The 13,908-nt window shown below is 54.6% G+C and carries 14 protein-coding genes and 1 other RNA gene; 5 read left to right on the forward strand and 10 right to left on the reverse strand.

The genetic code is table 11. The features are described from left to right. Positions 1–6: 6 nt before the first annotated feature. The 4 genes from LVJ78_RS05350 to ssrA all read right to left on the reverse strand — a co-directional run bounded on the left by LVJ78_RS05350 (position 7) and on the right by ssrA (position 3,532). On the reverse strand, positions 7–318 hold the full coding sequence (locus tag LVJ78_RS05350) for a helix-turn-helix domain-containing protein (protein ID WP_132952445.1): 312 nt from the start codon (positions 316–318) through the stop codon (positions 7–9). A gap of 68 nt (positions 319–386) precedes the next feature. Next, entirely contained in the window at positions 387–1,508 is a 1,122-nt protein-coding gene (gene fic / locus LVJ78_RS05355) for a protein adenylyltransferase Fic (RefSeq protein WP_132952442.1), read from the reverse strand. A 134-nt stretch (positions 1,509–1,642) separates the two neighbouring features. Further along, positions 1,643–2,878 carry a tyrosine-type recombinase/integrase gene (locus LVJ78_RS05360; protein WP_132952440.1) on the reverse strand — a complete coding sequence of 412 codons (1,236 nt, stop codon included), beginning with the start codon at positions 2,876–2,878 and terminating at the stop codon, positions 1,643–1,645. 292 nt (positions 2,879–3,170) lie between these two features. Then, positions 3,171–3,532, reverse strand: a transfer-messenger RNA (tmRNA) gene (gene ssrA / locus LVJ78_RS05365). Between the two features lie 106 nt (positions 3,533–3,638). Between ssrA and LVJ78_RS05370 the strand changes: the two genes are divergently transcribed. Both LVJ78_RS05370 and LVJ78_RS05375 read left to right on the forward strand, forming a co-directional pair. Next, positions 3,639–4,142: a DUF1841 family protein gene (locus LVJ78_RS05370; protein ID WP_132952439.1), complete on the forward strand. Its 504-nt coding sequence runs from the start codon at positions 3,639–3,641 to the stop codon at positions 4,140–4,142. A gap of 179 nt (positions 4,143–4,321) precedes the next feature. Further along, a complete protein-coding gene (locus LVJ78_RS05375; RefSeq protein WP_132952437.1) occupies positions 4,322–5,155 on the forward strand; it encodes a BPSS1780 family membrane protein in 834 nt (277 codons plus the stop codon). 202 nt (positions 5,156–5,357) lie between these two features. Here the strand turns inward: LVJ78_RS05375 and LVJ78_RS05380 are convergent, their stop codons facing one another. From LVJ78_RS05380 to hscA, 4 genes are all read right to left on the reverse strand, one after another. Next, on the reverse strand, positions 5,358–5,690 hold the full coding sequence (locus LVJ78_RS05380) for a hypothetical protein (RefSeq protein WP_132952435.1): 333 nt from the start codon (positions 5,688–5,690) through the stop codon (positions 5,358–5,360). Further along, positions 5,677–5,871: a Fe-S cluster assembly protein IscX gene (gene iscX / locus LVJ78_RS05385; protein WP_132952433.1), complete on the reverse strand. Its 195-nt coding sequence runs from the start codon at positions 5,869–5,871 to the stop codon at positions 5,677–5,679. The genes LVJ78_RS05380 and iscX overlap by 14 nt, the downstream gene beginning before the upstream one ends. A gap of 235 nt (positions 5,872–6,106) precedes the next feature. Next, a complete protein-coding gene (gene fdx / locus LVJ78_RS05390; protein WP_132952431.1) occupies positions 6,107–6,448 on the reverse strand; it encodes an ISC system 2Fe-2S type ferredoxin in 342 nt (113 codons plus the stop codon). A 63-nt stretch (positions 6,449–6,511) separates the two neighbouring features. Then, a complete protein-coding gene (gene hscA, locus LVJ78_RS05395; RefSeq protein ID WP_132952429.1) occupies positions 6,512–8,374 on the reverse strand; it encodes a Fe-S protein assembly chaperone HscA in 1,863 nt (620 codons plus the stop codon). Positions 8,375–8,550: 176 nt separating this feature from the next. On the opposite strand from hscA, the gene hpnD reads away from it, so the two are divergent. The 3 genes from hpnD to LVJ78_RS05410 are packed head-to-tail and all read left to right on the forward strand — an operon-like array spanning position 8,551 to position 11,477. Next, positions 8,551–9,399, forward strand: coding sequence for a presqualene diphosphate synthase HpnD (gene hpnD / locus LVJ78_RS05400; protein ID WP_132952427.1), 849 nt, complete (start codon positions 8,551–8,553; stop codon positions 9,397–9,399). After that, on the forward strand, positions 9,396–10,733 hold the full coding sequence (gene hpnE, locus LVJ78_RS05405) for a hydroxysqualene dehydroxylase HpnE (protein WP_132952425.1): 1,338 nt from the start codon (positions 9,396–9,398) through the stop codon (positions 10,731–10,733). The genes hpnD and hpnE overlap by 4 nt, the downstream gene beginning before the upstream one ends. 24 nt (positions 10,734–10,757) lie before the next feature. After that, entirely contained in the window at positions 10,758–11,477 is a 720-nt protein-coding gene (locus LVJ78_RS05410) for an SDR family oxidoreductase (protein ID WP_132952423.1), read from the forward strand. A gap of 146 nt (positions 11,478–11,623) precedes the next feature. On the opposite strand, the gene LVJ78_RS05415 is transcribed toward LVJ78_RS05410, so the two are convergent. After that, a complete protein-coding gene (locus LVJ78_RS05415) occupies positions 11,624–12,433 on the reverse strand; it encodes a PPK2 family polyphosphate kinase (protein WP_132952421.1) in 810 nt (269 codons plus the stop codon). An 18-nt stretch (positions 12,434–12,451) separates the two neighbouring features. After that, on the reverse strand, positions 12,452–13,867 hold the full coding sequence (locus tag LVJ78_RS05420; protein ID WP_132952419.1) for a DHA2 family efflux MFS transporter permease subunit: 1,416 nt from the start codon (positions 13,865–13,867) through the stop codon (positions 12,452–12,454). Positions 13,868–13,908 lie beyond the last annotated feature (41 nt).

Here is a 13,908-nt window from a genome sequence, read left to right on the forward strand (position 1 = left end):
TTGGCGTTATGCAATGGCCTGTATGCCTTTGGCCTTTACCAATGAAAGCAGCTTTAAGGCCGCGCCGCTTGGTTTCTTTATGCCCCGCTCCCATTCCGAAACTTGGTTTTTACTGATATTCAGATAAATGGCGAATGCCGCTTGGCTCAATGCTTCTTTTTCGCGTATGGCGCGTATGGCTTCGCCGCTCAATGGTTCGATTTCGGTCAAACAGGATTTATCAAATTCCCGCATGGTGGTTTTGTCGATTACGCCCACTTCGTGAAGCCCCTGCATGGTTTCGTGAAGCATTGCGCTGATTTCGCTTTTGTATTTCATGGCTGAATCTCCGTTAATGTTTCGTTCGATTTGGCGGCGGGGCTGGTGTTGTGCTTTCAGACGGCCTTTTATCGGGCTGTATCGGGGTAGGTGCTAAATTCGTTGTTATCGCCGCTTAAAAGCGCCATTAACCTAGGGTGGATAAACAGCTTGTCACGCCCAATCGTGATTTCATTCAATACGCCGATTTCAGCCAATGCCTGTAAATACCTTGATGCGGTTTGCCGTTTGGCAATGCCTGTTTTTTCAAGGTTGGCAATGCGGGTATAGGGTTGTTCAAACAGCAAGGCCACAAGCTCATGACTGTAAACAGTCGGCAAGGCCGTCTGAATATAATTGCGGGTATGTTCTGCCAGCTTCTTGATGGCTTCGATTTTGGCTATCGTCCATTTTGCAGTATCTTCTACCCCTGCCAGCATGTATAAAATCCATGCTTCCCAATTGCCGTTTTCGGTTACGTCCAGCAAAAGGCGGTAGTAGTCTGTTTTGTGTTCAATGATATAGCGGCTCAAGTATAGAATCGGCAAGCTAAGCAGCCCCTTTTCAATCAACAGCAAACTGTTCAATACGCGGCCTGTACGTCCGTTGCCGTCTGAAAAGGGGTGTATGGCTTCAAACTGGTAATGTGCTATTGCCATAATTATCAGCGGGTCAAGGTCTGTACTTTGGTGTATAAACCGCTCCCAATCGGCTAATTTTTCGCGTATTAACTGCTCGCCTGTAGGCGGGGTGTAAATGGTGTTGCCGCTGCCATCGGCGCGCAAAGCTGTGCCGATTGTTTGGCGGATTTCCATATTACGGCCTTTGATTTCGCTGCATACCAGTTTGGCGGTTTGCGTACATAGCGGCTTAATGTCGAGTGACTGAAAGCCTGAAAACAATGCGCTTCGGTATCGCATGGCTTCCTTGGTTGCAGGGTCTGCTGCTTGGCTTTCTGTTTGCATGTATTGAAACAGTTTATCGGTGGTGGTGATGATATTTTCAATTTCCGAACTTGCCCGTGCTTCCATGGTGGGCAAGGTGTTAATCAACATGCTTTGATTAGGGATTAATTCAGCGGCCTGCTTCAGTTCTGCCAAGGCGGCGCGGGCATTGATGCACTGTTTTAATACAGCCTTGCTTTCAATATCGTGTTTTGGCGGCAAGGGTGGTAAATGGTTGTAGGGCTGTTCTGCATTCCAAGTATTCATGTTTATTAAATGGCAAAAAATAAAGATGTTCCAAGTATATGTTTACCGTGTGTACATGTCTAGAAAACATGTTTAAAAAATGGCAGTTTGTAAACATATGCTGCATTTGCCAAGTGGCGGCTGTTTCAGACGGCCTATTTATTGCCGTCTTTCAAGCTGTCCAAATAATCGGCATAGGCTTGCATCATGGCGGTGCGCTGCTCTAGATATTCCGCTTTGTTGTAGGTTTTGCGTGTTTGGTTTGGGTCTTTGTGGGCAAGCTGCCGTTCTACCCAGTCGCCGTTAAAACCCTGCTCATTCAGGGCGGTGCTGGCAATATGGCGGAAGCCGTGCATAGTCTGCTTGTCTTTGTAACCCAATCTGTGCAGCGCCTTGCTTGCCGCCGCTTCGCTAAATGGTTGCCCTGTGCCCTTATTCCAAAACACATAATCATAATGGCCTGTTATCGGCTTCATCTGCTCAATCAGGGCGGCGGCTTGGCGGCTCAATGGGATAAGGAAGTCAAGCCCGTTCTTCATTCGTTCGCCTTTCCGCTCGCCCTCACCGCTTTTCTCCCAAATGCCATTATCCCAATCCAGCTCTGCCCATTTCATCATGCGCAATTCAGCGGGTCGCGTGAACACATAGGGGGAAAGCTTCAGCAAGATGCGCACTTGCGGCGTGCCTGTGTAGCCGTCTATATCGCGCAATAGCTGCCCGATTTCGGCAGGGTCGGATAAATGATGAAAGCTTTGCTGTTTCACTTGTGCCAGCTCTCTGCGAAGTTCGGCGGCGGGGTTGAATACACATATCCGCAAACGCACGGCATAAGAAAACACCTGATTCACCACGTCATACACTTTGTGGGCGGTGTCGTATTTCCCCGCCGCTTCCAGCCTTTGCAGCAAGCTCAATACTTCCAGCGGCATGATTTCGGCAATTGGCCGCTGCCCTATATCGGGGAATATGTGCAGTTCAAGGCTGCGTAAAAGGCGGTGGGCGTGTTCAGGCATCCACTTATCGGGCTTGGCTTGCTGGTCGGCATGCCATTTTCGGGCAACCGCTTCAAAGCTGTTCAATGCCTGATTGCGCTGTTTGATTTCCTGCTCTTGCTGGTGTTGCTTCGGGTCGATACCTTTTTCAAGCAAGGCGCGTAGTTCTTCACGTTTCACACGGGCTGCTTTCAGGCTTACATCGGGATAGATGCCAAGTCGGATTTCTTCACGCTTTTTGGTGTGGGGGTGGTAGTAGCGAAGCCGCCAGTATTTGCCGCCTTTGCTATCGGCCTGCAACGACAAGCCGTGGCCGTCTGAAAGCTGGTTGATGCCTTTGGCGGGTAGGGCAAGATTTTTGCATTGTGAATCAGTAAGTGGGGTTATGGCTTTCGGCATGGTTTTTCTGCCTTGTTTTTATCGGTTTTAGGGGTAATATTTAAAAACGCTGTAAGCCTTTATCCATCAGGGTTTCAGGCTGTTTTGGGGTGATTTGGCTTTAAAATCGGGCTGTTTTTCAGGCATTTTCAGGGGCTTTTTGCGGGGGTTTTGCCCGATATTACCCCAAGAATTACCCCATGAGCTATGAAAACTACAGCACACGCCAGCACATCATAGGCAATAAAAAACCCCTAAAATCTTTTAATTTCAGGGGTTTATGGTGTGCCAGCATATTGCTGAAAACATAGGTTGGTGGAGGCGGGGGGAATTGAACCCCCGTCCGAAAGTCCTCTACAAAGCGTTCTACATACTTAGTCGGTCTATTTGAAGTCTTGCTTCCATTCCGCCGGCAGACAGGCTGTTTGGAAGCCAGTTACCTTAAATCTTATTCCGTGCCAAGTAACCCGACACGAAACCAGCCCATGTAAATAACGTTGCTGTAGGTTTTACCCTACGCAGCCCATCGGCCAACTGCTGCAACGGCAGGCCTTAAGCGGCCAGTGCGTAAGTTTCGTCGTTTGCGACTATTTAAGTTCAGTGTTTTACGGGAATCTGAGACCCCGGTATGCCCGCATCTGCTTCGCAACCCCCGTCGAAACCAAGATCGCCCCCAGATAGGAATTTTTAATTATACGCGTTTGGCCGGATAAATGCCACCGATACTTTCAGACGGCCTATCGGTTATAATGGCCGTCTGAAAAATAGGGCGGACAAGCTTATGTATGATGTAAACACGCAGGATGTGCGGCGCTTTTTTGCGCAGGTGTGGCAGCAGCGTATGCTGCCTTTGCAGCTGGATGCCTTGCAGCAAAAGGCGTTGCGCATTATCGAGGCGCACCCTGAATACCATCATTATCTGGATAATATTGAAGATTATTTGGAAAAAACGTGGACGCCTGAAGCTGAGGAAACAAACCCTTTTCTGCATATGTCGCTGCATATGTCGATACAGGAGCAGGCGGGCATTGATCAGCCGCCGGGCATACGCGCGGTGCATGAGCAGCTTTGCCGCCGCCATAATGGTGATTGGGTGCGGGCGGAGCATGAGATGATGGAGGCGCTGGCGGAAACGATTTGGGAGGCGCAGCGTTTCGGGCGCGGTTTGGATGTGAATGCATATATTACACGCCTGCGCCGGCTGGTGGGTTTGGGCCAGGAAGACAATGCGCGCATCAATCCGCATGAGGTGGGGCTGTCGGATAAAATCAGCGGGCGCGATTGAAATCGGTTTGGTTTTATAGTTGGTTTGATGATTATTTAAAGGCCGTCTGAAAGATTTGTTTCAGACGGCCTTTGTGTGTTTGTTGTTATGTTTATTGATAGAAATCGGTATCGATACTTGAAATATTAAAGCGCGGCGTTATAATTGTGTTTTACGAATTTTAACAATGAGAGAAGAAAATGTCGGATTTCAGAATTTATGGTGAAAGCGCGCCTGATTTGGTGCCGGATAGCGAGGGCTCGCCCAAGCTTTTGCGCGAGCCGCGCCGCTTGGCTGCATCGGCGGGTGCGGCTTGGATAGGGCAGGCTTGGGGGCTGTTTACCCGACGTTGGGGCCTGTGGGTGGGCATGTCGTTTGTGATGCTTTTGATTACCACCGTGGTGTCTATGCTGCCGCTGGTGGGCTTTTTGAGCAATTTTCTGACTTTGTTTTTTGCGGGCGGCATGATGCTGGCTGCGGCGGCGCTGGCGGAAAATGATGATTTGGAATTTGTGTATTTGTTTGGTGGTTTTCAGCATAAATTCAAAGAATTATTTATTTTGACGCTGCTGTATTTTTTGGTGCTGCTGGTGGTGGTGTTTGTGTTTGTGGTTGTGATGTATTTAACAGGCACAAACATCAGTGATTGGGATTCGGAGCAGCCTTCTGTGGCAGCGATGGCGATGTATGGCGGGATTATATTGGCAGGCTTTGCTGCGCTTGTGCCCGTGTCGATGATGATGTGGTTTGCTACTGTGTTGACGGTGCTGGATGATGTGGCGCCGTGGCAGGCGATGAAAATGAGCTTTCAGGGCTGCGTGCGCAATATTTTGCCTTTTATTGTGTATGGCTTGGTGTGGCTGGGGCTCTCTTTGGTAATCGGTTTGCTGGCGATGGGTTTGGTGATGCTGTTTGATTGGGTTTGGCTGCCGTTGGTGGCGATGTCTGCATTGATGATATTGGTGGTCACGCCGTGGACGATGCTCACGGTTTATACCAGCTATCGTGCGGTGTGGACTGAGCCGCCGTTGTAATACCAATCCAAAAAAATAACCTAACTTCGTTGTCTCGCCTTGCCGTACTAGTTGTACTGTCTGCGGCTCGCCGCCTTGTTAGCTTACTTTTTTGAATTGGTATAAGGTGTGCGGTAAATGATAAAAGGCCGTCTGAAAAAAGTTTCAGACGGCCTTTTTGAATCATGCGTATGGTTGTGTTTGCCATTCAAGCTGCACGATTTTATGCCTGCATTTTCAGCCAGAAAAACTGGCGGCAGGTGTTGGCAAAGGTTTTTTGCTCGGGCGCGATATCGGCTTCGGGCGGGTGCTGCATGATGCGGTAGCTGATCCACATCGGCAGGCAGGCGGGGGCGGCTTCGGGGGTGCCTTCGTAAAGGTCAGTTTCGATGCGGTATTGCAACACGGCACCGTCGCTGAAGTGATACCGTGTTTCGCTGAGCACTTCTTCATCTTCATCGGCCGGCGCGATTTCTTCTTTACGCACCACCACGGCGGGGCTGCTCAGGCCGTGGGCAGCGCGGGCGTAGTCTGCCAGCGGTTTATTCGGCTTCATCTATCCAGGCTTGCTGGATGGCTTCGAGAATGCGCTCGCCGCTGCGGGCGGGGTCGTCATCGAAATCGGGCAGCGCCATCACCAGTTCGCGCAAGTGGGTGAAGCGGATGGTTTTCGGGTCGATGTCGCCGTGGGCATCGTATAGCTCTTCGGCGATGCGTTGGGTGTCGGTCCATTTCATGATGTGCGCTCCTTTTATACTGAATGTTGTTTTTATCTAGGGCATCCTGACATTTCGATTTACGGGTGTATTTCGCCCCTGAAAATACATCTGTTGCGTTAAAAAGCCTCGCAAGATGTTCAACCTTGCTGCGTTTTTTTGCCTTGCATCTGCATTCTCAGGAACAAAATCCCCTCATAAACGAAATGTGAACAGACCCTTAGGCCGTCTGAAAAAGTTTCAGACGGCCTGCGTGTTAATGGTGTTCGCGGGCGTGGTTGATGGTGTATTTGGGGATTTCCACCACCAAATCTTCATCGGCCACTTGGGCTTGGCAGCTCAGGCGCGAATCGGCTTCGAGGCCCCAAGCTTGGTCGAGCAGATCTTCTTCGAGCTCGCTGGGCTCTTCGAGGCTGTCGAAACCCTGGCGCACAATCACATGGCAGGTGGTGCAGGCGCAGGATTTTTCGCAGGCGTGTTCGATTTCGATGTCGTTGTCGAGCAGCAAATCGCAAATGCTTTGGCCGGCGGGGGCGTTTTCAATCACTTTGCCTTCGGGGCAGAGTGTGGCGTGGGGGAGAACGGTTACTTTTGGCATGTTGTGTCTTTTATTGTGAGTGCGGTAAATGGTTTAAATCAATGCGGATAAACCGGCTTGGGTTTACAGGTTTTCCACGCTTTGGCCGGTGAGGGCGCGTTGGATGTTGCGGTTCATGCGTTTGGCGGCAAAATCATCGGTGGCTTGCGCCAGCGCGGTGGTGGCGGCGCGGATCTGCTCGGCGGTGTGGCTGCTCAGGTTGGTTTGCAGCTTGCTGATTAGCGCTTGAATATGGGCAAGCGCGGAGGGCTCCAGCAAATCGCTGTCGAGCGCCAGCGCGGCAGACACGGCGGCAATCAGCCCTTCTGCTTCCACTTGGGCTTCGGCGCGCGCGCGCGCGGCCATGTCTTCACCGGCGTTGTTCATGCCTTCTTTGAGCATGCGGGTGATGGTTTCATCATCGAGGCCGTAAGAAGGTTTCACTTCGATTTGCGCCTGCACGCCGCTGGTTTGCTCGCGGGCAGACACGGAAAGCAGGCCGTCTGCATCCACTTGGAAGGTAACGCGGATGCGTGCGGCGCCCGCCACCATGGGCGGAATGCCGCGCAGGGTGAATTTGGCCAGGCTGCGGCAATCGCTCACCAGCTCGCGCTCGCCTTGCACCACGTGCACGGTCATGGCGGTTTGACCGTCTTTAAAGGTGGTGAAATCTTGCGCGCGTGCGGTGGGCAGCGTGCTGTTGCGCGGAATCACTTTTTCGGCCAGGCCGCCGTAAGTTTCGAGGCCGAGCGAGAGCGGGGTAACGTCGAGCAGCAGCCATTCGTCGTCGTTTTTATTGCCGGCGAGCACATTGGCCTGCATGGCGGCACCGAGTGCCACTACTTGGTCGGGGTTGAGGTTGTTGAGCGGGGTTTGGCCGAAAAACATGGCCACGGTTTGCTGCACATGCGGCATGCGGGTGGCACCGCCCACCATAATCACGCCTTTGATGTCGGCTTTGCCCACGCCGGCATCTTTGAGCGCCTGCTTCACCGGCTCGATGGTTTTGGCCACTAAATGTTGGGTGAGGTTTTGAAACTCCTGGCGGGTGATGTTGCTGCTGATTTGGCGGCCGTCTGAAAGCGTGGCCTGAATGGTGGCGCTGGATTCGGTGGTGAGCGTTTCTTTGGCGGCGCGCACGAGGCTGAGCAAAAGCTGGCTGTCTTGCTCGTTAAGCTGCGAGAGCTGGTTTTGCTCAAGCAGATGGCAGAAGAGGCGGTGGTCGAAATCATCGCCGCCCAGCGCGCTGTTGCCGCCGGTGGCTTTCACTTCAAACAAACCTTTGGTGAGCTGCAACACCGACACATCAAACGTGCCGCCACCCAAATCGTATACCACAAACGTGCCCTCGGCGCGGTTGTCGAGGCCGTAGGCAATGGCGGCGGCGGTGGGCTCGTTGAGCAGGCGCAGCACATTGAGGCCGGCCAGGCGCGCGGCATCTTTGGTGGCTTGGCGTTGGGCATCGTCGAAATAAGCCGGCACGGTAATCACGGCACTGGTGAGCGGGCCGCCCAAACGCTCTTCGGCGCGTGTTTTGAGGGTGCGCAAAATTTCGGCCGACACGTCAATCGGGGTTTTATTGCCTTGGCGGGTGTGCAATTCAATCAGGCGCTCGTTGTTGCCGAAGCGGTAGGGGAAATAATGGTTGTCGGCTTTGAGGTCGGCCAGGGTGCGCCCGATCAGGCGCTTGGCCGAGCTGATGGTGTTGACCGGGTCGATTTTCTGCGCTTTGAGCGCATCATGGCCCACTTCCACGCGCGCATCTTCGCAATAGCGCACCACCGAGGGCAGCGTGGCGCGGCCTTGCTCATCGGTGAGGCAAACGGCGCTGCCGCTTTTGACGGCGGCCACCAAGCTGTTGGTGGTGCCCAAATCGATGCCTGCGGCGAGGCGGTGTTGGTGCGGGGCGGCGGCGAGGCCGGGTTCGGCGATTTGCAATAGTGCCATATTATTGTATGCCTTTGGGTGTTCGGGTTTGTGGGGCATATTCTAGCAGATTTGGCGCGCATAGTTGAGTGGTTTTGTCGGAATTGTGCCCGCGCGTTGGCAGGCCGTCTGAAAATTTGTTGCCGTCGGAAAATCCCGCTACAATCCGATGTTAACAAAACCCGCAGGGAGCCGCTGTGCAGCCACTTGATTATTGCCGCCAAAAAGCCGCCGAAAGCCGCTCGAGCTTTTTGGCTGCGTTTCGTTTTTTGCCGCAGCGCCGGCAAGATGCCATGACGGTGCTGTATGCGTTTTGCCGCGAGCTCGATGATGTGGTGGACGATTGCACCGATATGCAGGTGGCGCAAACCACGCTTAATTGGTGGCGCGCCGATTTGGCCAAGGTGTTTGACGGCGGCGCGCCCGAGCATCCGGTGTGCCGCGCGCTGCAAGGCGTGGTGGCGGAATTTGCGCTGCCGCACGATGAGCTGGCGGAAATCATCGAGGGCATGCAGATGGATTTAACCCGGGCGCGCTACGCAAACTTTGCTGAATTGCAGCTTTACTGCCACCGCGTGGCCGGTGTGGTGGGGCGGTTGATCACGCGCATTTTGGGCTTTAGCCGCCCCGAAACATTGAATTATGCCGATAAAATGGGCTTGGCTTTGCAGCTCACCAATATCATCCGCGATGTGGGCGAAGATGCGCGCAACGGCCGCATTTATCTGCCGATGGAAGATTTGCAGCGCTTTGACGTGCCCGCGCAAACCATTATGCAGGCCGCGCCCACGCCGCAATTTGCCGAATTGATGGCGTTTCAAATCGCGCGTGCGCGCGCCATTTATCGCGAAGCGCTGGCGCTGCTGCCGGCTGCTGATAAAAAGGCCCAAAAAATGGGCTTGATTTTGGCGGCGATTTATTATGCGCTGCTCAACGAAATCGAGCGCGACGGTGCGCAAAACGTGTTGAAATACAAAATTGCCATTCCCGGCCCGCGCAAAAAACGCATCGCCCTGAAAACCTGGCTGTTTGGATTTAAACCATGAATGTTTTAAGCAAGCAACATCAAACCCGCCCGAAAATCGCCGTGATCGGCGCGGGCTGGGCGGGCTTGTCGGCAGCGGTGCATTTGGGCAACAAAGCCGAGGTGCATGTGTTTGAAGCGGGCAAGCAGGCGGGCGGGCGGGCGCGCACGCTGGCGGCCGGGCGCGGTGATTTCAGCTTTTTGGACAACGGCCAGCATATTTTAATCGGCGCTTATCACGGCGTGCGCACGCTGATGCAGCAAATCGGCGTGCCGGAAAACGCGGCTTTTGTGCGCTGCCCGCTGCAATGGCATATGGCCGACGGCATGCAGTTTAAGGCGGCTTCGCTGCCCGCACCGCTGCATTTGTTGGCCGGCATTTTGTGTGCCAAAAAGCTGGGCTTTGCCGATAAACTGCGCCTGCTCGACAGCATGCGCGCTTTGCAGCGGCGCCACGGCTTGAACCCGCCCGACATCAGCGTGGGCGAATGGTTGGGCAAGCGGCACACGCCGCGCCGGCTGGTGGCCGAATTTTGGCAGCCGCTGGTGTGGGGCGCACTCAACACACCGCTTGAGTCGGCCAGCCTGAATATTCTGGCTAATGTGTTGCAAGACGGGGTGTGGGCGCAAAAAAGCGACAGCGATTATCTGCTGCCCAAGCTTGATTTGGGGCGCATTATGGCCGAGCCGGCTTTAGGCCGTCTGAAAAAAAGCGGTGCGGTGGTGCATTTGGAAAGCCGCGTGGGGCGTTTGCAGCCGCTGCCGAGCGGGCAAATCGAAGTAAACGGCGCGGCTTTCGACTGCGCTGTTTTGGCGGTGGCACCTTATCACGCTGCGACGCTCTTGCCGCCTGACACGCCGGCAAACATTCAGACGGCCTATGCCGATATGCAGTATCATGCCATTACTACGGTATATTTGCGTTATGCTGCGCCGCTGAATCTGCCCGCCGCCATGACCGGCCTGGCAAACGGCACGGCGCAATGGCTGATTGGCCGCGCGGCATTGGGCGGCAGTGCATATGAAGTGGCGGCGGTGATCAGCGTGTCGGATATCGTCGGCGGCTTTGCGCCCGATGAATGGGTGGCGCGGGTGAATGCGGATGTGCAAACTTTGTGCCCGGATGCGGGTGCACCCGTTGCCGCGCGCGTGATTACCGAAAAGCGCGCCACCACGGCTGCCGTTGCCCACCGCCGCTTGCCCGATTTGGCCTGGCTGCACCATCAGCATATTTATCCGGCGGGCGATTATCTGCACCCGCGCTATCCGGCCACGCTGGAGGCAGCGGTGCAAACCGGCCAATCGGCCGCCGCTTTGTGTTTGAACGAATGGGCGTTATCAAAACGAACTGCTTAGAACTGCTTAAAGGAAAACAATAAAATGGCTCAACTGCAAGAAAAAATCCTGCTGGTCACCGGCGCATCGCAAGGCATAGGCGAGCAAGTGGCCAAAGCGTATGCCGCTGCCGGCGCCACGGTGGTGTTGGTGGCGCGCCATCAGAAAAAGCTTGAAAAAGTGTATGACGAAATCGTGGCTGCCGGCGGCCCCGAGCCTTTTGCCATCTGCTTTGATTTGCTCAGCGCCGAAGAGGCCGAATTTGAGCGCTTGGCCGCCACCATTGCCGAAGCCACCGGCGGCAGGCTCGACGGCATCGTGCATTGCGCCAGCTATTTCTACGCGCTCTCGCCGCTCGATTTCCAAACCGTGGCCGAATGGGTGAACCAATACCGCATCAACACTGTGGCGCCGATGGGGCTCACCCGCGCCTTTTTGCCGCTGCTGAAACAATCGGCCGATGCTTCGGTGATTTTTGTCGGCGAGAGCCACAGTGAAGACCCGAAAGCTTATTGGGGCGGCTTCGGCGCATCGAAAGCGGCGCTGAATTATTTGTGCAAAGTGGCGGCCGACGAATGGGAGCGCTTTGAAAATCTGCGCGCCAATGTGCTCGTGCCAGGCCCTGTGAATTCGCCCCAACGCATGAAAACCCACCCCGGCGAAGCGCGCAGCGAGCGCAAAGATTATGAAGAAATCATGCCTGATTTCGTGTGGTGGGCGAGCGTGGAGAGCCGCGGGCGCAGCGGCGAGATTGTGTATTTATAGGCCGTCTGAAAAGATTGTCAAAACCATTTATTTTTGAATACGCACAGGCATAGAAGTGTTTGGCGGATAAGCTTGCATCGGTTTTGAAAAACATCAGGCCGTCTGAAACTTTGGTTTCAGACGGCCTGATGTTTTTTGGATGGGTATCATTCAATCTGCTGCGGCCAGCCGCTTGTGTCCACCTCGGGATAAGCCAGATGCAGCTTGCGCAAATGTTCGAGCAAGATGTTGACGATAATCAGGCTGCGGCCGGATTTGGAATCGGCGGGCACGATATACCAAGGTGCGTGGTCGGTGTCGGTGGCGGCAATCACTTGTTGATAAGTTTGCATAAATTGCGGCCACAGCTTGCGGTCTTCGAGATCGCCGGGGTTGAATTTCCAGTGTTTTTCAGGATTATCAAGGCGCTCTTGCAGGCGCTCGCGCTGCGCTTCGTTGGAAATATTGAGGAAAATTTTCACGATGGTGGTGCCGGTTTCGGTCAGCATACGCTCGAAATCGTTGATTTGGCGGATGCGGCGCGCCTGCTCGGCTTCGTCTATCCAGCCGCGCACCCGTGTGACCAACACGTCTTCATAGTGGCTGCGGTTGAAAATCACGATTTCACCGCTTTGGGGCATCACCATGTGCACGCGCCACAGATAATCTCGTGCCCGCTCGGCTTCTGAGGGCGCTTTAAAGGCCTGCACGCGCATGCCCAGCGGATCGGCGGCGCGAAACACGGTGCGGATGGTGCCGTCTTTGCCGGAAGTGTCCATGCCTTGCAGCACCACTAAAAAGCGGTGTTTGGCTTGCGCATAAAGAATATCCTGCAATTGATCGAGCTCGGCGCTCAAGGCTTCGGTGGCGAGCTTGCGGGCTTCTTTGCTATCAGGCAGGCCGGATTTGTCGCCGGCCGGAAAATCGGCAAGTTTGAATTTTTTGCCGCCGGCGCGGTATTTTTCAGTAAAGCTCATCAGAAATGCTCCTTTCCTTTAAGGTTTGGATGCTTTTTGCGTCAGGTTGCGGCCATCGCGGTTGTCGAGGCCGATGAAAATCCAGCTTGAGATAAAGGTGATGGCGCCCAGATAAATAAAGGTGTAGCGAAAAGCGGCGTGCAGATTATCGGTGGCGATGCTGCTTTGGCTTAAAAACTGCAAAATCAGCGCGCCCAAGGCGATGCCGAAGCTCATGGCCAGCTGCTGGTTGACGGCCATCAGGCTGTTGCCGCTGCCGGCTTGAAACGAGCGCAAGTCGGCCACGGTGAGCGTGTTCATGGCGGAAAATTGTAATGAGTTGCCCATGCCCACCACAAACAGCAGCGCTGCCCACAGCCATAAAGGGGTGTGCGCCGAGGGAATGGCCAAACACATTATCAGGCAGCCGAGCAGGCGGGTGTTGGCCACCAGCACCCGGCGGTAGCCGAAATAGCCCATCAAAGGTTTGATGAGCGGCTTAACCAAAATCGAGGCAATGGCAATCGGCGCGAGCAGCCAGCCCGACAGGCTGGCGCTGAAGCCGAAGGCGAGTTGAAACAGCAAAGGCAGCAGAAACGGCACCGAGCTGATGCCCAAGCGGCTGAACAAATTGCCCGCCAGCCCCAGCCGGAAAGTGCGCACCTGAAAAAGATTGCGCGCATAAAGCGGCGCATCATCGCGCTTGGCGTGCTGCCAGTAAAGCCACAGCGCGGCTGCGCCGCTTAGAGCCATCAGCATGGCGAAAAAGCGGGTGCCGGGGTGGGTGACGATTTCTACCGATAAACTCAGCGAGCAGGCGGCTGCGGCAAACAGCAGAAAGCCGACCACATCGAAATGCTCTTTTCCTTCGCCCTTAAGGTCGGGCATCACCTTGAGCGCAAACACCATGCCGGCGATGCCGATGGGCACATTAATCAGGAAAATCCAATGCCAGCTGGCATAGTCTACCAAATAGCCGCCCACCAAAGGCCCCAGCACCGGCCCGATAAGCGCCGGCATCACCGCATAATTGATGGCATTGAGCAGCTGTGATTTATCGTAAACGCGCAAAAGCGTGAGCCGCGGCACCGGCACCAACATCGAGCCGCCTATGCCCTGAATCACCCGTGCCACCAGCAGCATGGAAAGATTGGGCGCGGCGGCGCATAAAACAGAGCCGAGCACGAATATGCCCATCGAAGCGATAAACACCGAACGCGTGCCGAAGCGGTCGGCCAAATAGCCGCTGAGCGGAATCAGAAGCGCCAGCGTGAGCGCATAGGCAATCACGGCCGACTGCATATTGAGCGGCGATTCATTCAAATCGAGCGCCATTTTCGGCAGCGCCGTGTTGAGAATGGTGGTGTCGAGCATCTGCATGAAAATGGCCACCGCCAGCAGAAGCGGCAGCCAGCGCGAGGGCGCAGGCTTGGGAAGGGCGGGCGGTGTGGTCATGGTTGTGTGATGTCCGAATCAAAGAGGCCGTCTGAAAAAAG

The organism is Uruburuella suis (assembly GCF_022870845.1).
Classification (GTDB): domain Bacteria; phylum Pseudomonadota; class Gammaproteobacteria; order Burkholderiales; family Neisseriaceae; genus Neisseria; species Neisseria suis.

What these genes read in the sequence shown, in the direction of transcription:
- LVJ78_RS05350 (WP_132952445.1), bottom strand. Translation starts at nt 318, where the DNA reads ATGAAATACAAAAGCGAAATCAGCGCAATGCTTCACGAAACCATGCAG.
- fic (WP_132952442.1), bottom strand. Translation starts at nt 1,508, where the DNA reads ATGAATACTTGGAATGCAGAACAGCCCTACAACCATTTACCACCCTTG.
- LVJ78_RS05360 (WP_132952440.1), bottom strand. Translation starts at nt 2,878, where the DNA reads ATGCCGAAAGCCATAACCCCACTTACTGATTCACAATGCAAAAATCTT.
- LVJ78_RS05370 (WP_132952439.1), top strand. Translation starts at nt 3,639, where the DNA reads ATGTATGATGTAAACACGCAGGATGTGCGGCGCTTTTTTGCGCAGGTG.
- LVJ78_RS05375 (WP_132952437.1), top strand. Translation starts at nt 4,322, where the DNA reads ATGTCGGATTTCAGAATTTATGGTGAAAGCGCGCCTGATTTGGTGCCG.
- LVJ78_RS05380 (WP_132952435.1), bottom strand. Translation starts at nt 5,690, where the DNA reads ATGAAGCCGAATAAACCGCTGGCAGACTACGCCCGCGCTGCCCACGGC.
- iscX (WP_132952433.1), bottom strand. Translation starts at nt 5,871, where the DNA reads ATGAAATGGACCGACACCCAACGCATCGCCGAAGAGCTATACGATGCC.
- fdx (WP_132952431.1), bottom strand. Translation starts at nt 6,448, where the DNA reads ATGCCAAAAGTAACCGTTCTCCCCCACGCCACACTCTGCCCCGAAGGC.
- hscA (WP_132952429.1), bottom strand. Translation starts at nt 8,374, where the DNA reads ATGGCACTATTGCAAATCGCCGAACCCGGCCTCGCCGCCGCCCCGCAC.
- hpnE (WP_132952425.1), top strand. Translation starts at nt 9,396, where the DNA reads ATGAATGTTTTAAGCAAGCAACATCAAACCCGCCCGAAAATCGCCGTG.
- LVJ78_RS05410 (WP_132952423.1), top strand. Translation starts at nt 10,758, where the DNA reads ATGGCTCAACTGCAAGAAAAAATCCTGCTGGTCACCGGCGCATCGCAA.
- LVJ78_RS05415 (WP_132952421.1), bottom strand. Translation starts at nt 12,433, where the DNA reads ATGAGCTTTACTGAAAAATACCGCGCCGGCGGCAAAAAATTCAAACTT.
- LVJ78_RS05420 (WP_132952419.1), bottom strand. Translation starts at nt 13,867, where the DNA reads ATGACCACACCGCCCGCCCTTCCCAAGCCTGCGCCCTCGCGCTGGCTG.